Source organism: Ensifer sp. 38_S197 (genome assembly GCF_056924495.1).
In genome coordinates this window covers 715,715-741,290 of record NZ_JBXOVZ010000002.1, presented here as the reverse complement: position 1 = coordinate 741,290, position 25,576 = coordinate 715,715, and the positions used below count along the sequence as shown (strand labels likewise).

15 protein-coding genes are annotated in these 25,576 nt (G+C 63.5%); 9 read left to right on the top strand and 6 right to left on the bottom strand.

The annotated features are described in order from the left end of the window. The first annotated feature begins 4 nt into the window (after window positions 1–4). The 3 genes from AC1Z3V_RS16790 (at window position 5) to AC1Z3V_RS16780 (ending at window position 11,497) form a co-directional block, all read left to right on the top strand. Window positions 5–898 (top strand): LysR family transcriptional regulator, encoded by an 894-nt coding sequence (locus tag AC1Z3V_RS16790; protein WP_483500503.1) that lies wholly within the window; start codon window positions 5–7, stop codon window positions 896–898. A gap of 352 nt (window positions 899–1,250) precedes the next feature. Beyond that, on the top strand, window positions 1,251–9,878 hold the full coding sequence (gene ndvB, locus AC1Z3V_RS16785; RefSeq protein ID WP_483500501.1) for a cyclic beta-(1,2)-glucan synthase: 8,628 nt from the start codon (window positions 1,251–1,253) through the stop codon (window positions 9,876–9,878). A gap of 464 nt (window positions 9,879–10,342) precedes the next feature. Next, window positions 10,343–11,497, top strand: coding sequence for an OpgC family protein (locus AC1Z3V_RS16780; RefSeq protein WP_483500499.1), 1,155 nt, complete (start codon window positions 10,343–10,345; stop codon window positions 11,495–11,497). A 24-nt stretch (window positions 11,498–11,521) separates the two neighbouring features. On the opposite strand, the gene AC1Z3V_RS16775 is transcribed toward AC1Z3V_RS16780, so the two are convergent. Together AC1Z3V_RS16775 and AC1Z3V_RS16770 are read right to left on the bottom strand one after the other, a co-directional pair. After that, the gene (locus AC1Z3V_RS16775) at window positions 11,522–12,154 is read right to left on the bottom strand and encodes a LysE family translocator (RefSeq protein WP_483500497.1); all 633 of its coding nucleotides are present in this window, start codon (window positions 12,152–12,154) and stop codon (window positions 11,522–11,524) included. Between the two features lie 158 nt (window positions 12,155–12,312). After that, the gene (locus AC1Z3V_RS16770; protein WP_483500495.1) at window positions 12,313–14,070 is read right to left on the bottom strand and encodes a glucan ABC transporter ATP-binding protein/ permease; all 1,758 of its coding nucleotides are present in this window, start codon (window positions 14,068–14,070) and stop codon (window positions 12,313–12,315) included. A gap of 380 nt (window positions 14,071–14,450) precedes the next feature. On the opposite strand from AC1Z3V_RS16770, the gene AC1Z3V_RS16765 reads away from it, so the two are divergent. Further along, the gene (locus tag AC1Z3V_RS16765; RefSeq protein ID WP_429814561.1) at window positions 14,451–15,191 is read left to right on the top strand and encodes a helix-turn-helix transcriptional regulator; all 741 of its coding nucleotides are present in this window, start codon (window positions 14,451–14,453) and stop codon (window positions 15,189–15,191) included. A gap of 118 nt (window positions 15,192–15,309) precedes the next feature. Then, complete coding sequence (gene pyc, locus AC1Z3V_RS16760; protein WP_483500494.1) at window positions 15,310–18,768, top strand: pyruvate carboxylase; 3,459 nt, start codon at window positions 15,310–15,312, stop codon at window positions 18,766–18,768. Window positions 18,769–18,997: 229 nt separating this feature from the next. On the opposite strand, the gene AC1Z3V_RS16755 is transcribed toward pyc, so the two are convergent. The 4 genes from AC1Z3V_RS16755 to AC1Z3V_RS16740 all read right to left on the bottom strand — a co-directional run bounded on the left by AC1Z3V_RS16755 (window position 18,998) and on the right by AC1Z3V_RS16740 (window position 21,664). After that, window positions 18,998–19,759 (bottom strand): amino acid ABC transporter ATP-binding protein, encoded by a 762-nt coding sequence (locus tag AC1Z3V_RS16755; protein ID WP_483500493.1) that lies wholly within the window; start codon window positions 19,757–19,759, stop codon window positions 18,998–19,000. Further along, window positions 19,756–20,436 (bottom strand): amino acid ABC transporter permease, encoded by a 681-nt coding sequence (locus tag AC1Z3V_RS16750; protein WP_483500491.1) that lies wholly within the window; start codon window positions 20,434–20,436, stop codon window positions 19,756–19,758. The genes AC1Z3V_RS16755 and AC1Z3V_RS16750 overlap by 4 nt, the downstream gene beginning before the upstream one ends. Before the next feature lie 206 nt (window positions 20,437–20,642). Beyond that, window positions 20,643–21,416 (bottom strand): amino acid ABC transporter substrate-binding protein, encoded by a 774-nt coding sequence (locus tag AC1Z3V_RS16745; protein WP_483500490.1) that lies wholly within the window; start codon window positions 21,414–21,416, stop codon window positions 20,643–20,645. Further along, window positions 21,413–21,664, bottom strand: coding sequence for a hypothetical protein (locus tag AC1Z3V_RS16740; protein ID WP_483500489.1), 252 nt, complete (start codon window positions 21,662–21,664; stop codon window positions 21,413–21,415). The genes AC1Z3V_RS16745 and AC1Z3V_RS16740 overlap by 4 nt, the downstream gene beginning before the upstream one ends. A 24-nt stretch (window positions 21,665–21,688) precedes the next feature. Here AC1Z3V_RS16740 and AC1Z3V_RS16735 point away from each other — a divergent pair, with 24 nt between their 5' ends. From AC1Z3V_RS16735 to ispG, 4 genes are all read left to right on the top strand, one after another. Then, entirely contained in the window at window positions 21,689–22,471 is a 783-nt protein-coding gene (locus AC1Z3V_RS16735; RefSeq protein ID WP_483500487.1) for a DeoR/GlpR family DNA-binding transcription regulator, read from the top strand. Beyond that, window positions 22,468–22,854: a VOC family protein gene (locus tag AC1Z3V_RS16730; protein ID WP_483500485.1), complete on the top strand. Its 387-nt coding sequence runs from the start codon at window positions 22,468–22,470 to the stop codon at window positions 22,852–22,854. The genes AC1Z3V_RS16735 and AC1Z3V_RS16730 overlap by 4 nt, the downstream gene beginning before the upstream one ends. Before the next feature lie 28 nt (window positions 22,855–22,882). Continuing rightward, complete coding sequence (locus AC1Z3V_RS16725; RefSeq protein ID WP_483500483.1) at window positions 22,883–24,070, top strand: MFS transporter; 1,188 nt, start codon at window positions 22,883–22,885, stop codon at window positions 24,068–24,070. Window positions 24,071–24,285: 215 nt separating this feature from the next. Continuing rightward, the gene (gene ispG / locus AC1Z3V_RS16720; RefSeq protein ID WP_483500481.1) at window positions 24,286–25,539 is read left to right on the top strand and encodes a flavodoxin-dependent (E)-4-hydroxy-3-methylbut-2-enyl-diphosphate synthase; all 1,254 of its coding nucleotides are present in this window, start codon (window positions 24,286–24,288) and stop codon (window positions 25,537–25,539) included. Window positions 25,540–25,576 lie beyond the last annotated feature (37 nt).

Here is a 25,576-nt window from a genome sequence, read left to right as displayed (position 1 = left end):
TGGAATGAAGTTAAGCCGCAGGCTGGTTCCCGACGTGACGACGCTGCAGGCGTTCGAATGCGCGGCGCGACACGGCAGCTTCACGCAGGCCGCCGCGGAGCTGAACCTTACCCAAAGCGCTGTCAGCCGGCAGATCAAGGATCTCGAAAACCAGCTCGGCGTGCTCCTGTTCGAGCGCGTGCGCCAGCGGGTGATCCTGTCGGATGCCGGCCAGAAGTTCCTGCCCGAGGTTCGCCGTCTCCTCAACCAGACCGAGGAGCTGATGGTGCGCGCCATGGCTTCGGCCCGGGCGGACTCGACGCTTTCGATCGCCTCGCTGCCAACCTTCGGCAGCCGCTGGCTGGTGCCGCGTCTTCCCGATTTCCTCAAGCGCCATCCGGATACGGTGCTCAACATCGCCTCCCGTTCCGCGCCTTTCGATTTCGACGAACAGAACTTCGATCTCGCAATCCACTACGGCCAACCGGTCTGGGCGCGCGCCACCTGCAGCTACCTCTGCAGCGAGATCATCGTGCCGGCTGCAAGCCCCGCCTTGCTGGCGGATCATCCGGTCAAGACTCCCGAGGAGCTCGTCGCCGGCCCGTTGCTGCACCTCGCCACCCGTCCGAAGCTCTGGGCGCAATGGTTCGAGGCGAACGACATGGAAGGCCGTGGCGCCTACCGTGGCAACCGCTTCGACCAGTTCTCCATGGTGATCGAAGCGGCGACGGCGGGGCTCGGTTTTGCGCTGCTGCCACGTTACCTGATCGAGCAGGAAATTGCCGCCGGCACGCTCAGCATCGTGCTCGATCGGCCGATGAAGACTGAAAACAGCTATTATCTCGCCGTGCCCGAGGGCAAGCTCGAAAACCCGATCAGCCTGGCCTTCCGGGAGTGGATTACCGAGCAGGTGGGCTGACGGATTTTCTGCAAATCGAGGGAACCTTCCTCGCCGCTTCACGTTTCGCCTCGTCTGCCATCCGCGATGAAGCTTGAGAAGAGGGCAATTGAGAGAGCTGTATCAAAGTGCCATTGGGGGCGCACGCAGCGGCCGGTTTCGGCTTGATTCGTCTGTGCGCAAATCGTCCAAACTTATATGAGCAATCCTTGCAAGCTGTTGGCACCACGGCTAAAAAATGCCATTTTCATGCATCACGCGGCCTTGAAAACCAATGCGCCGCCGGCTTTGCGATCTCCGATGCCCAGTCGAGGGCGGTGCCTGTTACCGCCAGTTCCCCACATGCGGGAATTGACGGTGGATGGGAGGACACATGACCGTGTCTAGAAACGCGCCGGCTCAGCCTGAATTCTCAGGTCCGCAGCCAACCCGGCAACCCGACGAGGACCGGGCCGATCAACCCCGGCTGGATTCAGAACCCGTACCCATGCAGCTTCAAACTACGCCGCCCACCTCTCCGCGCGAACCGGAAGCAAAGCAGATCGATTACAACGATTCGATCCGCGCCACCTTCTTCTCGATGGAGGACCTCCGGCAATGCGGCGAGGATCTCGCATTGAAGGGTGCCTCCGCGCTGCCGGGGTTCTTCCCGTTCGAATTCCGTCCGCGGCATCGTGAAAACGAGAACGAGATCCTGCGCGTCTACCGGGCGACGGCCGCCGACGTGGAGGCCGGGGCGACGATAACGCCGGCCGCCGAGTGGCTGCTCGACAACCACCACGTCGTCGAAGAGGCGATCCAGGAAGTCCGGCGCGACTTCCCGCGCCGGTTCTATCGTCAGCTTCCGACGCTCTCGGTTTCGGGCACGGTGATCCCGCGCACCATGGCACTCGCCTGGCTCTATGTCGCCCACACGCACAGCACGGTGACGCGCGAAAGCATCACGGCGATGGTCGAGGGCTTCCAGAAGCGCGAGACCTTCAAGATCGGCGAACTCTGGGCGCTGCCATCGATCCTACGCTTCGTGCTGATCGAAAATCTCCGCCGGATCGCCATCCGCGTCGAGCGCTCGCGCGGCATGCGCCGCAAGGCAAATGATGTCGCCGACCAGATCATCCGCCTGAACGATCCGGAAAAATGTCGGGCACTGCTTGCGGAGTCGGAAGCTCTTGCGGCCGACAACACCTTCGTCGCGCAACTGCTCTACCGCATGCGCGACGGCTCGCAGACTTCGGGCGCCGTCATCGGCTGGATCGAGGAGCAACTCGAGAAGCGCGGCAGCGACGTCGAGAACGCGCTGGTCGCGGAGCAGAACCGCCTGTCGTCCGGCAATGCGACGATGAGCAACATCATCCGCAGCCTGCGCGAAATCGACGACACCGATTGGGCCGTCTGGTTCGAAAGCGTCAGCAAGATCGACGCGGCGCTGCGCGAGGGCTCCGACTATGCGGCGCTCGAATTCGGCTCGCGCAACAAGTATCGCGATACGATCGAGAAGCTGGCACGCCGTTCCGGTCACAGCGAATACGAGGTGACGCAGATCGCCATCGAGATGGTGCGCGAGGCGGAAGCCGCGGCCGCGACCGAAGCGCCGCTGCAGGAGCCGAACGTCGGTTCCTTCCTCGTCGGCAAGCAGCGCAAGATGCTCGAGAAGAGGATCGGCTACCGACCCTCGCTGCTGCAGACGATCATCCGCATCAGCCGCAAGCTCGACTGGTTCGCAATCGCCGGACCGAACATCCTCTTGACGATCCTGGCGATGATCGCCGTCTTTTCCTTCGTCAGCCCGATGGACATTCCGAACGGTGCGAAGCTGATCATGCTGCTTCTTTTCGCGCTTCCGGCCTCGGAAGGCGCGATGGGCCTGTTCAACACACTGGTGACGCTGTTCGTCAAACCATCGCGACTTGTCGGCTACGAATTCCTCGACGGGATTCCCGAGCATGCCCGCACCCTCGTCGTCGTGCCCTGCCTGATCGCCAAGCGCGACCATGTCGACGAACTCGTGCGCAATCTCGAGGTACACTACCTGGCCAACCCGCGTGGCGAGATCTACTTTGCTCTTTTGAGCGACTGGGCGGATAGCAAGGTGGAGGAGTCGAGCACCGATTCCGACGTGCTCGACTACGCCAAACGCGAGATTGCCCAGCTTTCGGCGCGCTACGCCTATGACGGCAAGACGCGCTTCTATCTCCTTCATCGCCGCCGCCTGTTCAACGAACAGGAAGGCGTGTGGATGGGCTGGGAGCGCAAGCGCGGCAAGCTGCACGAGCTGAACATGCTGCTTCGCGGCGACCGCGACACCTCGTTCCTGCAGGGCGCCAACACGGTGCCGGACAACGTTCAGTACGTCATGACGCTCGATTCCGACACGCGCCTGATGCGCGATGCGGTGACGAAGCTCGTCGGCAAGATCTACCATCCGATCAACCGCCCGGTGGTCGACCCTAAGACGCAGAACGTGATCGCCGGCTACAGCCTGCTGCAGCCGCGCGTGACGCCGTCGCTGACCACGGGCAGCGAAGCCTCGGCCTTCCAGCGCATCTTCTCGGCCAACCGCGGCATCGATCCGTATGTCTTCACCGTTTCCGACGTCTACCAGGACATTGCCGGCGAAGGCAGCTTCACCGGCAAGGGCCTCTACCATGTCGACGCCTTCGAGGCGGCGCTGAAGGGCCGGATCCAGGAAAACGCCGTTCTCAGCCACGACCTGCTCGAGGGCTCCTATGTGCGCTGCGCGCTGGTGACCGACGTCGAGCTCGTCGAGGATTTCCCGACCCGCTATGAGGTCGAGATGTCGCGCCAGCATCGCTGGGCGCGCGGCGACTGGCAGCTCCTGCCCTACATCTTCAACTTCTCGAACGGGCTGTCGATGCTCGGCCGCTGGAAGATGTACGACAATCTGCGCCGCTCGCTGATCCCGCTCGCCTGGCTCGTCGCCTCGGTCATGGGCTGGTACTATATGGAGCCGACGGAAGCGTTGATCTGGCAGATCGTCCTGATCTTCAGCTTGTTCGTGGCCCCGACCCTGTCGCTGATCAACGGTCTCCTGCCGCGCCGCAACGACATCGTCGCCCGCGCCCACCTTCACGCCGTGCTCACCGAAATCCGCGCCGCCAATGCGCAAGTGGCGCTCCGAATCGTTTTCATCGCCCACAATGCGGCGATGATGGGCGACGCGATCGTGCGCTCGCTTTACCGCACCTTCGTCAGCGGCAAGCTGATGCTCGAATGGCGGACGGCCGCGCAGGTGCAGAGCGCCGGCCACGGCACGATCGGCGACTACTACCGCGCCATGTGGATCGCGCCGGCGCTTTCGGCGCTTTCGCTGGCTCTTGCCGCGGTCTCCGACACCGGCCTGCCGTTCATCGGCATTCCTTTCGCGCTACTGTGGGCGCTGTCGCCTGCCGTTGCCTGGTTCGTCAGCCAGTCGGCCGAAACCGAAGACCAGCTCGTCGTCTCCGACGAGGCAATCGACGAGATGCGCCTGATTGCGCGCCGCACCTGGCGTTATTTCGAGACCTTCGTCACCGCCGAGCAGCACTTCCTGCCGCCGGACAACTTCCAGGAAACGCCGCAGCCGGTTCTGGCCGAGCGCACCTCGCCGACCAATATCGGCGTCTACCTGCTGTCGGTCATGTCGGCGCGCGATTTCGGCTGGATCGGCTTCGAGGAGACGATCAACCGGCTGGAGCAGACGATCGCCACCATCGACCGGATGCCGAAGTATCGCGGCCACCTGTTCAACTGGTATCGGACGAACACGCTCGACACGATGGAGCCGCGCTACATCTCCTCGGTCGACAGCGGCAACCTTGCCGGTCACCTGATCGCCGTATCGTCCATGTGCCGCGACTGGGCGGAGGCGCCCTCGGCGCATGTCCAGGGCAGCCTGGACGGCATCGGCGACGTCGTGGCGATCCTCCAGGAGGTGCTGCGCGAGCTGCCCGACGACCGCAAGACGGTCCGGCCGCTGCGTCGCCTGATCGAGGAACGCATCGTCGGCTTCCAGAACGCTCTTGCCGCAGTCAAGCGCGAGCGCGAGTTCGCGTCGATCCGGGTGATCAACCTCGCGGTGCTGGCGCGCGACATGCACAAGCTCACCGTCAACCTCGACCACGAGGTGCGCACGCCGCAAAGCACTGAAGTGACGAAATGGGCAAACGCACTGGTCAGCACCTGTGAAGCCCATATTGCCGACGGTGTCTTCGACCTCAGCGCGATCGAATCGCTGCGCCAGCGGCTGCTGGTGCTGAAGGACCGCGCCCGCGACATCGCCTTCTCGATGGATTTCAGCTTCCTGTTCCGGCCGGAGCGGCGCCTGCTGTCGATCGGCTTCCGGGTCAACGCCAACGAGCTCGACGAGGCCTGCTACGACCTTCTCGCCTCGGAAGCCCGTCTCACCAGCCTGTTTGCCATCGCCAAGGGGGATCTGCCGACCGAGCACTGGTACAAGCTCGGCCGTCCGATCGTGCCGATCGGCGCGCGCGGCGCGCTGATCTCCTGGTCGGGCTCGATGTTCGAATATCTGATGCCGCCGCTGGTGATGCAGGAGCGGCAGGGCGGCATCCTCAACCAGACCAACAATCTGGTGGTGAAGGAGCAGATCAACCACGGCCGCCGCCTCGGCACGCCCTGGGGCATATCGGAAGCCGCATTCAATGCGCGCGACCACGAACTAACCTACCAGTACACCAACTTCGGTGTGCCGACGCTCGGCCTGAAGCGCGGCCTCGGCCAGAACGCGGTCATCGCGCCCTACGCCTCGATCCTTGCCTGCATGTACGATCCGAAATCGGCGCTCGCCAACCTCGGCCGTCTGCGCGAGGTCGGCGCGCTCGGCGTTTACGGCTTCCACGATGCCGTCGACTTCACGCCGACGCGCGTGCCCGAGGGCCAGAAATGCGCGGTGGTGCGCAACTACTATGCGCACCACCATGGCATGTCGATCGCGGCTGTCGCCAACGTCGTCTTCAATGGCCGCCTGCGCGAGTGGTTCCACGCCGATCCGGTGATCGAGGCCGCCGAACTCTTGCTGCAGGAAAAGGCGCCGCGCGACATCCCGATCATGAATGCCAAGCGCGAGCCGGAATCGGTCGGCAAGGGCCAGGACGATCTCCTGCGTCCGGAAGTCCGCATTATCGAGAACCCGCTGGCGCAGGACCGCGAGACCGTGTTCCTCTCCAACGGTCACTATTCGGTCATGCTGACCGCCAATGGTGCCGGCTACGCCCGTTGGAACGGCCAGTCCGTCACACGCTGGAAGCCGGACCCGGTCGAGGATCGCACCGGAACCTTCATCTTCCTGCGCGACACGACCACCGGCGATTGGTGGTCGGCGACATCGGAACCGCGCCGCGCTGCCGGCGAGAAGATGCTGACCCGCTTCGGCGACGACAAGGCCGAATTCGTCAAGACGGTCGGCGATCTCACCAGCGAAGTGGAGTGCATCGTCGCCACCGAACACGACGCGGAAGGCCGCCGGGTCATCCTGCTCAATACCGGCACCCAGGATCGCTTCATCGAAGTAACCTCCTATGCCGAGCCGGTGCTTTCCACCGACGAGGCCGACAGCGCGCATCCGGCCTTCTCGAAGATGTTCGTGCGCACGGAAATCAGCCGCCGTGGCGACGTCATCCGTGTCAGCCGCAACAAGCGCAGTTCCAGCGATCCGGACATGGAAGTGGCGCATCTCGTTACCGACAATGCCGGCAGCGATCGCCATACGGAAGCGGAGACCGACCGTCGCCGCTTCATCGGCCCGGGCCGGACGCTTGCCGAAGCGGCCGCCTTCGATACGGATGCGGTGCTTTCCGGAACCGATGGATTTACCCTCGATCCAATCATGTCGCTGCGCCGCGTCGTCCGCGTGCCCGCCGGCAAGAAGGTCAGCATCGTCTTCTGGACGATCGCTGCGCCGAGCCGCGAGGAGGTCGATCGGGCGATCGATCGCTACCGCCATCCGGAGACCTTCAACCAGGAGCTCATCCACGCCTGGACCCGCAGCCAGGTGCAGATGCGCCATGTCGGCGTGACATCGCAGGAGGCGGCGAGCTTCCAGATGCTGGGCCGCTATCTCGTCTATCCGGACATGCACCTGCGTGCCGATACGGCAACGGTGCAGGCCGGCCTCGACTCACAGTCGAAGCTCTGGCCGCTGGCGATCTCGGGCGACTATCCGATCTTCTGCCTCCGCATCAATGACGACGGCGACCTCGGCATCGCGCGTGAAGCCCTGCGCGCCCAGGAATACCTGCGTGCCCGCGGCATCACCGCCGATCTCGTCATCATCAACGAGCGGGCTTCGTCCTATGCGCAGGACATGCAGCACGCGCTCGACTCCATGTGCGAGAACCTCAGGCTTCGCGGTCTTTCGGACGGCCCGCGCCAGCACATCTTCTCGGTGCGGCGCGACTTGATGGAGGCGGAGACCTGGTCGACGCTTCTGTCGGCTTCGCGCGCCGTGTTCCATGCCCGCAACGGCACGATCTCCGATCAGATCGCCCGCGCCAACTCGCTCTATTCGCCGGCGCCGGTGAAGGGTAGCGAGAAGAGCGGCGAGTTCGTCGGACCGTTGCTGGCCGCGCCGCAGGAGAAGGCAGACGTTGCCCCGGCGGAAATCAAGGGCGATGGCCTTTCCTTCTGGAACGGTTTCGGCGGCTTTGCCGAAGGCGGTCGCGAATATGTTGTGCGCCTGCGTGGCGGCGAAGCGACGCCGCAGCCCTGGATCAACGTCATCTCCAACGAGCAGTTCGGCTTCCACGTTTCGGCGGAAGGAGCGGCCTTCTCCTGGAGCCGCAACTCGCGCGACTACCAGTTGACGCCGTGGACCAATGACACGGTCATCAACCGTCCGGGCGAAGCGATTTTCATCCGCGACATGGAGAGCGGTTCGGTGTCGACGCCCTATGCGTCGCTCTCGCGTCGCCGCTCCGTCGTCTTCGAAACCGCACACGGGCTCGGTTATTCGAGCTTCCGCAGTACCCAGGACGGCCTCGATATCGAGGCGACCCATACGGTCCATCAGAGCCTGCCGGCAAAGCTCATCCGGGTCTCGATCCGCAACCGTGCCGCGACGGCGCGGCGGTTGAGGCTCTACGGCTATAACGAGTGGGTGCTCGGCAACAACCGCGCCCGCTCGGCACCCTTCATCCTTTCGAAGTGGGATGAGGAGGCAGCCGCGCTGGTCGCAACCAACCCCTACAGCATCGACTATGCCGGTCGGTTCGCCTTCTTCACGGTCGAAGGGGGCCAGGCGGCCGGCTACACGGCAAGCCGCCGGGAGTTCCTGGGCTCGCTCGGCGGCATCCTCGTGCCGCAAGCAGTGCTTTCGGGTGCCGAACTCTCCGGTTCCGTCGACGTCGACGGCGATCCCTGTGCCGCCGTCGCGTCCGATCTGATCATCGAACCCGGTGCCGAGCGGCAGGTCACCTTCATTCTCGGCGATACCGACAGTGAGGATCACCTTCGCGCCGTCATCGGTGAGTTGCGCGAGACCGCATTCGATACGGTACTCGACGCGGCAAAGACCTTCTGGCGCGATTTCACCGATATCGTGAAGGTGGAAACGCCGGACCCGGCTTTCGATGCCATGATCAACAACTGGCTGCCCTACCAGAGCCTCGGTTGCCGCATCATGGCACGCTCCGCCTTCTACCAGGCGAGTGGCGCCTTCGGCTTCCGCGACCAGTTGCAGGACACGCTGGCCTTCCTGATCCACCGGCCGGAGCTTGCCCGGGCGCAGATCCTGAACGCCGCGGCCCGCCAGTTCGTCGAGGGTGACGTGCAGCACTGGTGGCTGCCGGGAACCGGCGCCGGCGTCCGCACCATGATCTCCGACGACGTCGTCTGGCTCGCCCATGCCGTCACGCATTACTGCTCGGTGACCGGTACGTCCGACATCCTGGCGGAACAGATCGCCTTCATCAGCGGGCCGGCGCTCGAAGAGGGCCAGCACGATGCCTTCTACAAGCCGGATATTTCCGAGGAGGTCGGCGACGTCTACGAGCATTGTGCTCGCGCGCTCGATCTCGCAATCAAGCGGACCGGCAAGAACGGCCTGCCGTTGATCCTCGGCGGTGACTGGAACGATGGCATGAACCGCGTCGGCGCTGCCGGCAAGGGCACCAGCACCTGGCTCGGCTGGTTCCTCGCGGGCACCCTGCGGGGCTTCCTGCCTTACGCGCGCGAGCGCAAGGACCAGGCACGCGTCACCCGTTGGGAGTCGCATCTCGAGGCCCTGAAGAAGGCGCTCGATACCGCGGGCTGGGACGGCGACTACTATCGCCGCGGTTATTACGACGACGGCACACCGCTCGGCACGAGCGAGGCGCTTGAGTGCCGGATCGATTCGATCGGTCAATCCTGGAGCGTGCTTTCGGGCGAAGGCGACGAGCAGCGATCGCTCAAGGCGATGGACGCGGTCATGGCCGAACTTGTCGATCCGGATCAGCACATCGTCCGGCTGTTCACGCCGCCGCTCGAACGGACGTCGCAGGATCCGGGCTACATCAAGGCCTATCCGCCCGGCGTGCGCGAGAATGGCGGGCAATATACCCATGCGGCCACCTGGGTGGCACTGGCCTTCGCCGAACAGGGCAGGGCGGAAGAGGCCTGGCGCGTCTTCCAGATGCTGAACCCGGTCTCGCATGCCGAAAGCCGGGAGGCGGCGGAACACTACCGCGTCGAGCCCTATGTCGTCGCCGCCGATATCTATGGCGAAGGCGACCTCGCGGGACGCGGCGGCTGGACCTGGTATACCGGGTCGGCCGGTTGGCTCTATCGCGTCGGCATCGAGGGTATTCTCGGAATCCGCAGGCAGGGCGACAAGCTGGTCATCAGGCCGGTGCTGCCGGCGGCCTGGGACGGCTACTCCGCCGAGGTGACGCTCAACGGTGCGCGGCACAAGATTTCCGTGCAGCGCGACCAGAAAAGCGGCGAGCCGATCGTCAGCATAAACAATAGTGTCACAAAAAACGCGCATGAAGGCATTTTGCTGTAACTGCCGGTACTGAAGACAGGATGACCGGCTTTGTTCCCGAAAGGGCAAGGCCGGTTTTTCTTTGCGGAGGTGCCAGCGGCACGATCTCGACGGCCGGGCGTCGTGCCTTGGGGCGCCACGCGTTCGGACGAACGCACAAAGGACGCTCTAATACATTGAAGCTAGAGCGTCTTTTCCGCGTCCAGTGACTTCACGTGCGAGCGGGAAGCTCTACAGCGCCGCGCGTCTTTTAAGGCGCGCAAAGGTCGCAGTAGGACTTTGATTTGCTGCATGTCTTCGTCCTTAAATCGACCTCGATTTAAGGAGACATGCAGTATCATCCGAGCGGGATGCAGGCGGGAAGCCGCTGCACATTGTCATCTCGCTCTCGTTCACGGTGCCGGGCATCACGCGACAAGGCGAGGTGTCGGTGCCCGTTTCAACAGGGATGGGGCAGGGGCGCCAAATCCTGGAAAACGGAGCGCATGCTGCAAAAGACATTTCAGGGTGGCGTCACCCCGACGTCCGTCCGAATGGTTCCCAAGGAGCGTGACACACGCCTCGACGTGTTCAGGGCGCTGTGTCTGCTGACGATCTTCGTCAACCACGTTCCGGGACAGTATCTCGAATATCTGACGCACAAGAACTTCGGCTTTTCCGATTCCGCCGAGGCCTTCGTGCTGATCTCCGGCCTGTCGGTCGGGATCGCCTATGGCGGAAAATTCGCCGCCGGCGGACGGCTGGCGACGACGCTGAAAATCTGGCGGCGGGCGCTGGCGCTTTACATCGCCCACATCATGACCAGCATCGTGACGCTGGCGATCTTCGCCGGCGGTGCGATCTATTTCGGCCGGCAGGACCTGATCGGCGAGATCAACATCCGCCCGATGGTCGAGCAGACCGAACAGGGCATCGTCGCCATGGTGCTCCTGGGGCACCAGCTCGGCTACAACAACATCCTATCGATGTATGCGGCGCTGTTCCTGATGCTGCCGGGAATCCTCTGGCTGAACGGCGTCAGCAAGAAACTGCTGCTATTGCTGTCGGCCGCCCTGTGGCTCGCCGCGGGCATCTTCAAATTCGTGCCGTCGAACTTCCTTGACGAAGGCTATTGGTTCCTCAATCCCTGGTCCTGGCAGTTCCTGTTCGTCATCGGCATCGTCATGATGACCTTCGTGCGCGGCGGTGGAACGCTGCCGCGATGGCGCTGGCTGTTCGCCCTTTGCTGCGCCTATCTCGCGGTCTCGGCTGTCTGGGTACTCTTCTCCTTCTGGAGCATAGACCTCTCCTTCGGTCTTCCAGCGGTCCTCACCGGCTTCGACAAGACCTTCCTGTCGGGACCGCGGTTGCTGCATGTGCTGGCGCTCGCCTATGTCATCGCCGTGACGCCTCGGATCAGCAACCTTGCCAAGCTCGACAGCGATCATCCGCTCGCGGTGGTCGGGCGACATTCGCTGCCGATCTTCATCTTCGGTACGATTCTGGCGATGTCCGGCCAGGTGCTGCTGTTCGTCACCGGGCGGAACCCGATCTTCGGCAGCTTGTTCGTACTCGTCGGCATCGGGCTGCATTTCGCCTATGCCTATTATCTCGAATGGCTGCGCGGCATTGCCACGGCAAAACCGCTGCGGGCGGCGTAGGAGAACGCCGCCCTTGCCGGGCGTCTAATTTCTCGAACCAAGGGCAAGGCGGCAGGCGAGCCCCGTGAATACGCCGGCGAGGAGGTATTGCGGCAGCTTGGGGAAACGCCTGATGCCAGCGAGCCGCGCGCGCAGATGGCTGCCAACCAGAATGACCGAGCTATTCACCAGGAAGCCGATCCCGTTCAACACGGTGGCGAGCAGAAGCATCTGCGCGACCATCGACCCGCCGTTCGGATCCACGAATTGCGGCAACAGGGCCAGCACGAAGAGCGCCATCTTCGGATTGAGCAGGTTCGTCATCAGCCCCTCGCCGAAGATCCGCCTGTTTGAGAGTCGCTTGAGCGTCGAAATCGGGGAAGAACGCGACGCGTCCGAGCGGACTGTCTTGTAGGCGAGATAAAGCAGATAGGCGCAGCCCGCCCAGCGCACGATCTCGTAGGCAACGGGTACGGTGACAAAGAGCTGGGAAAGACCGAGTGCGGCGGCCAGGGCATGGCAATAGGTGCCGAGCGCGATGCCGCCATAGGTGAGGAAGCCGGCCGCCCGCCCCTGACTCACGCTCCGAGAAGCGATGAGCAGCATGTCAGGACCGGGCGTGGCGGTGAGCACGAGGCTTGCCGCGGCGAAGAGTGCAATGGTGGAGATATCCGGCATTGGTGATTCCCTTGGAATTGAAGCCGGAATTCCCGTCTACCAACATTCCCAGGAATGACAAGGCTGCTCGAAGCGACGTGTCAGAATGTCGAAAAGAAAAACCACCCGCGTTTGACTGCGGGTGGCTTGAGGTTCGTTTATTAACTTACGCGCGCGTTCTATGCGGCCGTATGGCTCATGCGGACATCTTCGTCCGTCAGGATGCCGCTGGCGCGCAGCAGAGCTGCAAAGCGGCCGTTGCTCTGGCTAAGCTCGTTGAAGCCGCCCATCTCGACGATCTGGCCCTGATCCATGAAGATTACCAGGTCGGCCTCGCGCACCGTCGACAGGCGGTGAGCGATGATGAAGGTCGTGCGGTTCTTGCGCAGCGCATCGATCGCATCCTTGACGCGGGCCTCGGTTTCGACGTCGAGCGCGCTGGTCGCCTCGTCGAGCACCAGGATCGGCGCGTTCTTGAGGATGGCGCGGGCAATTGCCACACGTTGGCGCTCGCCGCCCGACAGGCGGTTGCCGCGTTCGCCGACCACCGTATCGTAGCCGCCCGTCCGGCTCTCGATGAAGTCGCAGGCGGCGGCCGCTTCGGCGGCAGCCATGACTTCCTCGATCGTCGCATCGTCACGGCCGAGACGGATATTGTCCGAGATCGAGCGGTTCATCAGGCCCGCATCCTGGAAGACGGTGGCGATCGAACGGCGCAGCGACTTGCGCGTTACCTTCGAGATATCGTTGCCGTCGATCAGGATCTGGCCACCACGCGGGTCATGAACGCGCTGCAGCAGGTTGACGAGCGTCGTCTTGCCGGCACCCGTCGGGCCGACGATAGCGATCGTCTGGCCGGCCTTGGCCGTGAACGAGACGTTGTGCACGCCCTGGTTCGTGTTGGCAAAGTCGAAGGAGACGTTGCGGAACTCGACTTCACCGACGACAGGCGGCAGTTCGGTCGCACCCGCCGGCTCGTCGCGTTCGCGGACGGCGTCTTCGAGGTTGAAGAAGTCCTCGAGCTTGGCGCGGGCTTCGAAGATCTGCGTCACGAAGGCCTTCATCTGGTCGAGGCGGCCGATCAGCAGGTTGGCAAAGCCGATGAAGGCGATGACCTCACCGACGCCGAGCTCGCCGCGCTGTACCAGCACGGTACCGATGACGAGGATCGCCATCATCGAAATGGTGGAGGCGACGCGGTTCAGCGCGCTCGCCAGTGCCCACCAGTCGAGCACCGGGAACTGGGCGGAGATCAGCCGCTCGGTGAACTTCTTCAGCTCGCGGGTTTCAGCCTCGATGCGGTTGTAGCTGTGCACGACCGAGACGTTGCTGATGGCGTCGGAGACGTGGGAGAAGACCGTATGGTAATGGTTCTCGACCGAGGCCTGGCCTTCCTTGGTGCGGCTCATGACGACCTTGCTGATCACCACGTAGAGTGCGCCGAGCACGACGAGCACGAGCGAGAGGCGAACGTCCATCGAAAAGGCGGTCGGAACGAGCAGCACGAGCGCCACGGCAGTCGCCAGGTGCTGGCGCATGAACTCGAGCCAGAGGCCGAAGAGGGTTTCGCAGGCGCGCAGCAGCGTGTGCAGCGCGTTGGACGTGCCGCGCTGGCTATGCCAGGCGAGCGGCATGGAAACGATACGGCCGAAGGCTTCCGTCAGGAGCGTGGCGCGGCGGCCATGGGCCAGCCGGTCGGCCTCGCGGGCGACGAGCACGAAGGCGACGGTGTTGAACACGCCGAGACCTGCCCACATGAGCAGCATCGGCGTGACTTCGCCCTTCGACGAAATGGCGTCGATGATGCGCCCGAACAGGATCGGTTCGGCAATCGTGATGATGGCCAGAACGACGTTGGCGAGGACGATCGCCGAGACACGAAACTTGTGAGCCGCAAGATACTGGAGCGCTCTTGCATACACTTGGAACAATGACACTGTCTCACCCCTTCCGGGTACCGGATTTGGCGCCGCAGACTCTCCGCGGCGGATGCACCCGCGTCCTCGATGTACCGTTGGCGGGCCTTGGTCCGCCGCTGTACATTCGGGGCCGCGCTGAGACGGTCTTAGACGGCAAGGGAGGCCGTAGCCGGACGTATGGACAGCCACTCGTTTTCCCGTTTCGCTCGCAACCGAAGCTTGGCGAGAATATTCATAGTCTGCTATCTATCGTGCCAACTCCGATTTCTTGCATATTTCGCATAAGACCGAGCGTGGTATGACGGATTATCGCGGGTGCAACATGAATGGTCGCTGAACGGTGCCTTTATGTCCGGATTCGGAAATGCGACCATATGCATCTACCTGGAAGGTGATCCATGAACATTACGCTGCTCGTACAGTTTCTCGCGCTTCTGGAGGAGATGAAGACTCGCGAGGAGATCATTCCGGAGTTCGAGCGCCTGCTCGATCGCTGCGGCTTCGACTTCTACGGCGTCGTCCGGCAACCGAAGCCGCATGACAATCCGCTGCGGCTGCTGCTCGCCGGTCGCTGGCCGGAGGGCTGGCCGCAGATCTACATCCGCAAGAAGTTCGTGGTGATCGATCCGACCATCCGCTATCTCGGCCATGCGCAGCGGGGTTTTCGCTGGCGCGACACGCTGTTTGCCTTCCGCTCCGATCCGCATCGCAAGCGCATGGAAAGCATGATGATCGAGGCCCGCAACCACGGCCTCTACGATGGCTATATCTTCCCGGTGCACGGCCGGCGCGGCCTGCTCGGCAATCTGACGGTCGGCGGTCGTGTCGTCGAACTGAGCCCGGTCGAGATCAGCCTGTTCGATGCCATCGCCAAGCGGCTGTTCTGGAAGCTGCTGGAGCTGAGCGATCCCGAGGTTTCGGCCGAGCTCGGCTCGCGCGTCGAGGTGCAGATGACGCGGCGCGAAATGGAAGCGCTCAACTATCTCGCCGACGGCATGACTTCGAACGACATCGGCAAGGTGCTCGACATTTCGAGCCACACGGTCGACTGGTACATGAACGGCATCCAGGAGAAACTGAAGGGCAAGAACCGCCATCACGTCGTGGCGATCGCCTTCCGGCTCGGGTTGATCTCCTAAAGGCAAAGGCGTTCGGTTTCCTGTCGCATCTGAAATTGCGCTCTGCTCGGTGACTCGCTAATACTTTATTTCGCGGGTGCAGCATTTCCCGCAATTTCAAGTCATTGAGGAGACCGACTTGCCTATCTCGAAGATCCTTGTTGCCAACCGTTCTGAAATTGCCATCCGCGTTTTCCGCGCTGCAAACGAACTCGGTCTGAAAACGGTCGCGATATGGGCAGAAGAGGACAAACTGGCGCTGCACCGCTTCAAGGCGGACGAAAGTTATCAGATCGGCCGCGGCCCGCACCTTGCCCGTGATCTCGGTCCGATCGAAAGCTACCTGTCGATCGACGAGGTGATCCGCGTCGCCAAGCTTTCCGGCGCCGATGCCATCCATCCGGGCTACGGCCTGCTTTCGGAAAGCCCGGAATTCGTCGATGCCTGTGACGCGGCCGGCATCACCTTCATCGGTCCGCGCCCGGAGACGATGCGCCAGCTCGGCAACAAGGTCGCCGCGCGCAACCTCGCCATTTCCGTCGGCGTGCCGGTCGTGCCGGCCACCGATCCGCTGCCGGACGACGAAAAGGAAATCCACCGTCTTGCCGCCGAGATCGGCTATCCGGTCATGCTCAAGGCCTCCTGGGGCGGCGGCGGACGCGGCATGCGCGCCATCCGCGACCCGAAGGACCTGATCCGCGAGGTGACGGAAGCCAAGCGCGAGGCGAAGGCCGCCTTCGGCAAGGACGAAGTCTACCTCGAAAAGCTGGTCGAACGCGCCCGCCACGTCGAAAGCCAGATCCTCGGCGATACCCACGGCAATGTCGTGCATCTCTTCGAGCGCGACTGCTCGATCCAGCGCCGCAACCAGAAGGTCGTCGAGCGCGCGCCGGCACCCTATCTCTCGGACGCGCAGCGTCAGGAACTTGCCAACTATTCGCTGCAGATCGCGCGTGCGACCAACTACGTGGGCGCCGGCACGGTCGAATACCTGATGGATGTCGACACCGGCAAATTCTACTTCATCGAGGTGAACCCGCGCATCCAGGTCGAACACACCGTCACCGAAGTGGTGACCGGCATCGACATCGTCAAGGCGCAGATCCATATCCTCGACGGCGAGGCGATCGGCACTCCGGCATCGGGCGTACCTGGCCAGGCGGACATCCACCTCAACGGCCACGCGCTGCAGTGCCGCATCACCACCGAAGATCCGGAGCAGAACTTCATCCCGGATTATGGCCGCATCACCGGCTATCGTTCGGCGGCCGGTTTCGGTATCCGTCTCGATGGCGGCACGGCCTATACCGGCGCCTACATCACCCGCTACTACGACCCGCTGCTGGTCAAGGTCACGGCTTCGGGCAGCACGCCGGCGGAGGCGATCAGCCGCATGGACCGGGCGCTGCGCGAATTCCGCATCCGCGGGGTCGCGACCAACCTCACCTTCCTCGAGGCGATCATCGGCCACGAGCAGTTCCGCAACAACACTTACATCACCCGCTTCATCGATACGACGCCGGAACTGTTCCAGCAGGTGAAGCGCCAGGACCGCGCGACGAAGCTCCTGACCTATCTGGCCGACGTTACCGTCAACGGCCATCCGGAGGCAAAGGGCCGCCCGAAGCCGCCGGCGGATGCGGCCAAGCCCGTCGTGCCGTTCATCCAGGGAGACATTCCCGCCGGCACCAAGCAGAAGCTCGACGAACTCGGCCCGAAGAAGTTCGCCGAGTGGGTGCGTGGCGAAAGCCGGGTGTTCCTGACCGATACGACGATGCGCGACGGCCACCAGTCGCTGCTTGCGACCCGCATGCGCACCCATGACATCGCCCGAGTCGCCGGCACCTATGCCCGTGCGCTGCCGCAGCTCTTCTCGCTGGAATGCTGGGGCGGTGCGACTTTCGACGTGTCCATGCGCTTCCTCACCGAAGATCCGTGGGATCGGCTGGCCCGCATCCGCGAGGATGCGCCGAACCTGCTCCTGCAGATGCTGCTGCGTGGCGCCAACGGCGTCGGCTACAAGAACTACCCCGACAACGTCGTGAAGTATTTCGTCCGCCAGGCGGCGAAGGGCGGCATCGACGTCTTCCGCGTCTTCGACTGCCTCAACTGGGTCGACAACATGCGGGTATCGATGGAGGCCGTTGCCGAAGAGAACCGCATCTGCGAAGCGGCGATCTGCTACACCGGCGACATACTCAACTCGGCGCGCCCGAAATACGATCTCAAGTATTACACGGCGCTGGCAGCCGAGCTCGAAAGGGCCGGCGCGCACATGATCGCCGTCAAGGACATGGCGGGCCTGTTGAAGCCGGCGGCCGCGCGCGTGCTCTTCAAGGCGCTGCGCGAGGCGACGGATCTTCCGATCCATTTCCACACGCACGATACCTCGGGCATCGCGGCCGCGACCGTGCTTGCCGCCGTCGATTCCGGCGTCGATGTCGTCGATGCGGCGATGGACGCCTTGTCCGGCAACACCTCGCAGCCTTGCCTCGGCTCGATCGTCGAGGCGCTTCGCGGCTCGGAGCGTGATCCGGGCCTCGACCCCGAATGGATCCGCCGCATTTCCTTCTACTGGGAAGCGGTGCGTTACCAGTACGCAGCCTTCGAAAGCGACCTCAAGGGGCCGGCATCCGAAGTCTACCTGCACGAAATGCCGGGCGGCCAGTTCACCAACCTCAAGGAACAAGCCCGTTCGCTCGGTCTCGAAACCAAGTGGCACCGCGTCGCCCAGGCTTATGCCGACGCCAACCAGATGTTCGGCGACATCGTCAAGGTGACGCCATCCTCCAAGGTCGTCGGTGATATGGCGCTGATGATGGTCTCCCAGGATCTGACCGTCGCCGACGTCGAGAACCCGGCGAAGGACATCGCCTTCCCGGATTCGGTCGTGTCGATGCTGAAGGGCGATCTCGGTCAGCCCCCGGGCGGCTGGCCGGAAGCGCTGCAGAAGAAGGCGCTGAAGGGTGAGAAGCCCTATACCGCCGTTCCGGGCTCCCTGCTGCCGCCGGCCGATCTCGATGCGGAGCGTAAAAGCATTGAGGACAAGCTCGAGCGCAAGGTCGACGACTTCGAGTTCGCTTCCTACCTGATGTATCCGAAGGTCTTCACCGACTATGCGGTCGCCGCCGACACCTACGGTCCGGTCAGCGTCCTGCCTACGCCGGCCTATTTCTACGGGCTGGCGCCGGGCGAGGAGTTGCAGCCGGAGATCGAGAGGGGCAAGTCGCTGGTGATCCTGCATCAGGCGAAGAGCGAGCCGGACGAGAAGGGCATGGTCAAGGTGTTCTTCGAACTGAACGGCCAGCCGCGCCTGATCAAGGTACCGGACCGCAACCGCAGTGCCGCCAGCGCCGTGCGCCGCAAGGCGGAGGGCGGCAATGCCGCCCACCTAGGCGCGCCGATGCCGGGCGTGATCTCGACCGTTGCCGTTGCCGCCGGTCAGGCGGTCAAGGCCGGCGACGTGCTGCTCTCGATCGAGGCGATGAAGATGGAGACGGCGTTGCACGCCGAGAAGGACGGCACGATCGCCGAGGTGCTGGTGCGCGCCGGCGACCAGATCGACGCCAAGGATCTGCTGATCGTCTTCGACGCCTGAGGGCTTCTGCTCTATAAACAAAAAACGGCCGGGTTTTGCCCGGCCGTTTTTGTTTTTGCGAGGCTGCTGTCGAAGTGGTCGGCTCGGCCCATCCCTCAGTCATCTCTCCGAACAGGTGTCGGCCATCTCCCCGGACTGAACATCAAGCCTGAGGATGACGATCGAGAGGGATGCCGCTTTCCTCCTGCGACCAGACGTGGCCGGGCAAACCGGTCGCCTGACCCTGCCTTCAAATCTCATAGTCGTGCGGGGCGCTGAGCGAGGCGATGAACCTTTTGGTGCGTTCGCGTTCGGGGGCCGAGAAGATCGTCTTCGGCGCACCGCTTTCGACGATGACGCCGCCATCGAGGAAGATCACCTTATCGGCGACGCGCGAGGCAAGCCTGAGGTCGTGGGTGGCCATCACCATGGTCGTGCCCTCGCGGGCAAGCCGGCTCAGGACCTCGACGACCTCCTCGGCCAGTTCCGGATCGAGCGCCGAGGTCGGCTCGTCGCAGAGCAGCACGCGCGGCGAAGGGGCAAGCGCCCGGGCGATCGCGACACGCTGCTGCTGGCCGCCCGAAAGCGTCGCCGGCCAGGCATTGGCCTTGTGCGCCATGCCGACCTTTTCCAGGAGTTCCATCGCCCGGGTCTTCGCTCGGTCGGCCGGCCACTTCAGCACGGTGACCAGGCCTTCCATGACGTTGCCGAGGGCGGTCTGGTGCGGGAAGAGCTGGAAATTCTGGAACACCATGCCGGTCTGCCGTCGCAGCCGCTGGATCGCCGCCCAGCCGATCTTGTGGCCGGGAGAGAACTCGATCTTCTCGTCGCCGAGCCTGATCGAACCGGAGGTCGGGGTCTCCAAGAGATTGATGCAGCGCAGCAGCGTGCTCTTGCCACCGCCGGACGGGCCGACCAGCGCCGTCACCGTGCCCTCGGCGAGTGCCACGGAGATATCCTTCAGCACGAGATTGTCGCCGAAGCGCTTCTCGATATGGGAAAGCTCGATCATGCGCGTGCCTCCAGGAAGCCGCCATAGCGGGCGAAGCGGCGCTCCAGCCGTACTTGCAGGGCGGAGAGCACGGAGCTCATGGCAAGATAGATCAGCGCCGCCTCGATATAGAGGATCAGCGGCTCGTAGGTGGTGGCGACGATGCGTTGCGCGGTCTGGAACATCTCCGGCACGGTGATCGCCGCGGCAAGCGACGTATCCTTCACCAGCGAGATGAAGGTGTTCGAGAGCGGCGGCACGGCGACGCGTGTCGCCTGCGGCAGAATGGTGCGGCGCATCGCCTGGCTCCAGCTCATGCCGATGGAGTAGGCTGCTTCCCATTGCCCACGCGGCACCGACGAGATGACGGCGCGGATGATTTCGGACGAATAGGCGCCGACGTTCAAGGAGAAGCCGATGAGGGCGGCGGTGAAGGCATCGAGCAGGATACCGGCGCTGGGGAGCCCGTAGAAGATTACGAAGAGCTGGACGAGCAATGGCGTACCCCGGATCACCCAGACGTAAAAGCGCGCGATCAAGGAAACCGGGGTTGGCCCGAAGAGACGGGCCACAGCCGTGACGAGGCCGAGGATCAGACCGAAGATGAAGGAAAGCAGGGTCAGCGGGATGGTAAAGGTCAGGCCGGCCCAGAGCAGGGACGGCAGAGATTCCAGCATCAGTGGGAGCCAGGTGGTCAAGGGCGGGCCTTTCAAAAAGCGCGATCCGCCCCGGGGTCCGGAACGGATCGCGATTCATACTGCATAATCCCTTGGATCGAAATCGATTAACGGCGGAGATTAGGCAGCGAGTCCGAAGTGTTACAGGGTCCTTCGCGCGTCATCCCTGACGCGCCGCTATAACCAGATTGGCCGGCGGGGAAACCGGCCGCAGCGTCGGTCGGAGCTTACTTCGACACGTCCGCACCAAAATACTTCTGCGAGATCTTGTCATAGGTGCCGTCGGCCTTGATCTCGACGAGCGCCTTGTTGATCGCCTCCAGGAGTTCCGGCTCATCCTTGCGGATGATGATGCCGGAGAAGTCGGCATCGGCCTGCTCGGCGGCGATCTTCACCGGTGCATCGGGCTTCTTCTTCTTGAAGTCGAGGAAGGAGAGGCTGTCGTTGATCGTCGCATCGGCGCGGCCGGTCAGCACGAGCTGGATCGATTGGTCGAAGCCGTCGGTGCCGACGAGTTCGGCGCCGGATGCGGTCGCAAGCTTGCCGAAGTTGCTGGTCAGCGACTGGGCCGACTTCTTGCCCTTGAGATCGGCGAAGTCCTTGATCTCCTCGTTGTCGGTCTTGACGATCAGCACGGCCTTCGAGGCGATGTAGGGCTCGGAGAAGTCGTACTTCTTCTTGCGCTCCTCGGTGATGCCGACCTGATTGATGACCGTGTCGTAGCGGTTGGCGTCGAGGCCGGCGATCAGGCCATCCCACTTGCCCTCGAGGAATTCAGCCTTGACGCCGAGCTTTTCGGCGACCGCCTGGCCGATCTCGACGTCGAAGCCGACGAGTGCGCCGGAGGCGTCGTGATAGGTGAAGGGAGCATAGGTGCCCTCGGTGCCGATCTTCAGCACACCGGCAGACTTGATCGCATTGAGGTTGTCACCGGCTTCGGCGGAAGCAAGGGCGGCTACCTGCATCAGAGCAGCGGCAAACAGCGTGGGGAGGAGTTTCATCGTAATTTTCCATCTTCTTTCTGGTCCGGCCCGTCGTCCGGATTGAGCGGACAATCGCATAAAAAATCGGCGATCTGAGCGTATAAAACACCAATTCCCGCGCGTTTTGATGAAGATTTTTCCCCAAAACGGGGCTGACCGCACCCAAAAGGCACGGTTTTCCGAAAATCCCCGCCCATTCTGATTTGGCTGTCCTGCGCACTTGAAATCGGTTTCAAAAGTCGATATGCACATTTATAGCGATTCATGCACGTTTATGAACGATTGGTGAAATGTCAGGCGAACTCCTACTTCGTGAGCGAAAGACGCTGATCCAGGAACGGCTGAAGGCCAACGGTCGGGTGCTGGCGGCCGACCTTGCTGCCGAGTTCAACGTCTCCGAGGACACGATCCGCCGCGACCTCAGGGAAATGGCGGCGGCGGGCCTTTGCGAGCGGGTCTATGGCGGCGCTCTTCCGATCGTTCCGGCAGCGCACACCACCCTGAGCGAGCGCATCGCCATGGCGCCGGAGCGCAAGGCAGCGCTCGCCCGCGCGGCCGTCGGCCTGATCGAACCGGGCATGATGGTGTTTCTCGATGCGGGGTCGACCAACCTCGCCGTCGCGCAACTGATCGAGCCGGACCTGACGGTCACCGTCGTCACCAATACGCCGCTGATTGCCGCGGCGCTGATGGAAAAACCAGGCGTCGACCTCATTTTGCTGGGCGGGCCACTCAACCGCGCGGTCGGTGCGGCCGTCAGCGCGCGGGCACAGCGCGATGCGGAACTGCTCAGACCCGATCTCTGCTTTCTCGGCACCTGCGGCGCCGATGCCGCGGCGGGCCTGACGGCGATCCATTTCGAAGACGCGGAATTCAAGCGGCTGGTTGCGTCGCGCAGCCGTCGCCTCGTGGTCGCCATTACCAGCGACAAACTCGGGACGGCGGCCGCGCACGGGATCGTCGACATCGACGACAGGGTGGCGCTGGTGCTGGAAGCGGACGCTCCGGCGCAACACCGTGCTGCATTCGAGGCGACGGGCGCGGACGTCATGATGGCCGGAGGGACCCGATGATGACCATCGCCCATGTGGCGCTGTGGACCCGGGACCTCGATGCGATCGCCGGCTTCTGGTCGACGTTCTTCGGGGCCGAAGTCGGCGACGTCTATGAGAGTCGGCGGCGGCCGGGCTTTCGTTCGCGCTTCCTGACGCTCGGCGACGGACCGGCGATCGAGATCATGGAAGGCCCGTGGGTTACGCCGGCCGATCCCAAGGAAGAGCGCATGGGCCTTGCCCATGTGGCGCTTTCACTCGGCAGCGAGCAGGCGGTCGATGCCATGGCCGCGCGCGCTGAAGTCCAGGGCCTGCTGGTGGCAAAGCCGCGCTGGACCGGCGACGGCTTCTACGAGGCGGTCCTATGTGACCCCGATGGCAATCTGATCGAAATCACAGTTTGAGCCGGACGACCGGCACAGAGGCAAGACCATGGACCAACGTTCTCCCACCGCGACCGTCCGCCAGGGCTACATGACCCGCAACCGGCTGGCCGTTTCGTTGCTCTTCCTGATGAACGGCTTCGTCACCGGAAGTTGGGCGCCGAAGATCCCCGAATTCAAGGACCGGCTCGGCATCAGCGAAAGCGTGCTCGGCCTCCTGATCCTGATGTTCGGCATCGGCTCGCTGGTGCTGATGCCGATTGCCGGCGGTTATATTGCCCGCGTCGGCTCACAGAAGGTGGTGAAGGTCACAGCGATTATCCTGTCACCCTTGCTTTTGCTCCTCACGCTCGTTCCGAATGTCTGGGCGGCGGCCGTCGGCATGTTCGTGCTCGGTGGTTTCGTCGGCGCCATGGATGTCGCCATGAACGCCAATGCCGTCGAGGTCGAAAAGTCGATGCGCCGGGCGATCATGTCCTCCTGCCATGCCTATTGGAGCCTTGGTGGCCTGATCGGCGCCGGCATCGGCGGTTTCCTGATGGCGCATTTCGGCGTGCTGCCGCATGTCTTCGTCGTCACCGTGATCTGCCTGACGCTGATCGCGATTGCCTGGCCGATGATCCTTGCCGACAAGCCGCATCCGGCTGCCGCGAAGGAAAAACTGCGCCTGCCGATGACGCCGCTTCCCTGGCTGATCGGCATCATGGCGCTGTTCTCGATGGTGCCCGAGGGCACGGTACTCGACTGGGGCGCGCTCTATCTGCGCAACGAACTCGGCGCCTCGGTGGAGCTTTCCGGCTTCGGCTTCGCCGCCTTCTCGGCCACCATGGCAATCATGCGCTTTGCCGGTGACCTCGTGCGCGATCGTTTCGGCGCCAAGCGAACCTTGCGCATTTGTACGGTGACCGCGCTTGTCGGCATGATCCTCGCGGGCATTGCGCCAAACGCCTACATCGCCATTCTCGGCTTCGCCATCGCCGGTATCGGCATTTCAAACATGGTGCCGATCGCTTTTTCGGCCGCCGGCAACATGCCGGGCCTGCAGCCGGGCATCGGCCTCTCGGTCGCGACTTTCATGGGCTATTCGGGCATGCTGTTCGCGCCGTCGGTGATCGGCTTCGTCGCCGAGCATACGGGATTTGCCATCGTCTTTACCTCGGTGCCGGTGCTCTTCATCGTCGTGCTGCTGTTGTCTCACAATGCGGTGCATGCGGATCACGCCAAAGGGCACTCGTGATCTGTTGAGCCACGGACGAGCGTGTTCTGTGCAGGCCGGATGAGGGCCTCTGGCGCAAGGCCGCCATCAAATCGCCGTCAGGGCATGATGTCGCCGTTGACAAGCAGGCTTTCCTCATCCACCTGATGGGCGAAAAGCCGGAGCTTGATTACGGAAAGCGTTGCGATATTCGCACGCGACCCGCTCCGCCTGAGATGACCCACGAAGAGGCCTTCATGTCTTCCGCCTTCGATTTCGAGCCGCAGCCCCGCCGTGCCTCCGTCGCCGTCGATGTCGGCGGCGTGATCGTCGGGGGCGGCGCACCGGTCGTGGTTCAGTCGATGACCAACACCGACACGGCCGATATCGATGCGACCGTGGCCCAGGTGGCCGCTCTCCACAAGGCCGGCTCGGAACTGGTGCGCATCACCGTCGACCGCGACGAAAGTGCTGCCGCCGTGCCGAAGATCCGTGAGCGGCTCGAGCGCCTCGGTCTCGACGTGCCGCTCGTCGGCGACTTCCACTATATCGGCCACAAGCTGCTTGCCGATCATCCGGCCTGCGCCGAGGCGCTTGCGAAGTACCGCATCAATCCGGGCAATGTCGGCTTCAAGGACAAGAAGGACAAGCAGTTCGCCGAGATCGTCGAGATGGCGATCCGCTACAACAAGCCGGTGCGCATCGGCGTCAACTGGGGCTCGCTCGACCAGGAACTCCTGACGCGGCTGATGGACGAGAACCAGGCGAACGGTTTTCCGCTGACGGCGCAGCAGGTGACGCGCGAAACGATCGTCCAGTCGGCGCTGCTCTCGGCGGATCTTGCCGAGGAAATCGGCCTGCCGCGCAACCGCATCATCCTCTCGGCCAAGGTTTCCGGCGTTCAGGACCTGATCGCCGTTTACGCCATGCTGTCGGCCCGCTCCGACCACGCGTTGCATCTCGGCCTCACCGAGGCCGGCATGGGCACCAAGGGCATCGTCGCCTCCTCCGCCTCGCTTGGCATCCTGATGCAGCAGGGCATCGGCGACACGATCCGCATTTCGCTGACGCCGGAGCCCGGCGGCGACCGCACCCGCGAGGTGCAGGTGGCGCAGGAACTGCTGCAGGTCATGGGCTTCCGCCAGTTCATTCCGGTCGTTGCCGCTTGTCCCGGCTGCGGGCGCACGACGTCGACCGTGTTCCAGGAACTCGCCCAGAAGATCCAGGACGATATTCGCCGCAACATGCCGGTCTGGCGCGAGAAATATCCCGGCGTCGAGGGCCTGAAGGTCGCGGTCATGGGCTGCATCGTCAACGGTCCCGGCGAAAGCAAACATGCCGATATCGGCATCTCGCTCCCCGGTACCGGCGAAATGCCGGCTGCGCCCGTGTTCATCGATGGCCAGAAGGCGATGACGCTGCGCGGTCCGAACATCGCCGCCGACTTCGAGGCGCTCGTTTCCGACTATATCGAGAAGCGCTACGGCCGCGGCCAGGCGGCTGCCGAGTAAACGGGTTCGCTCTGGGCAATCCGACGCCGGACGGCCT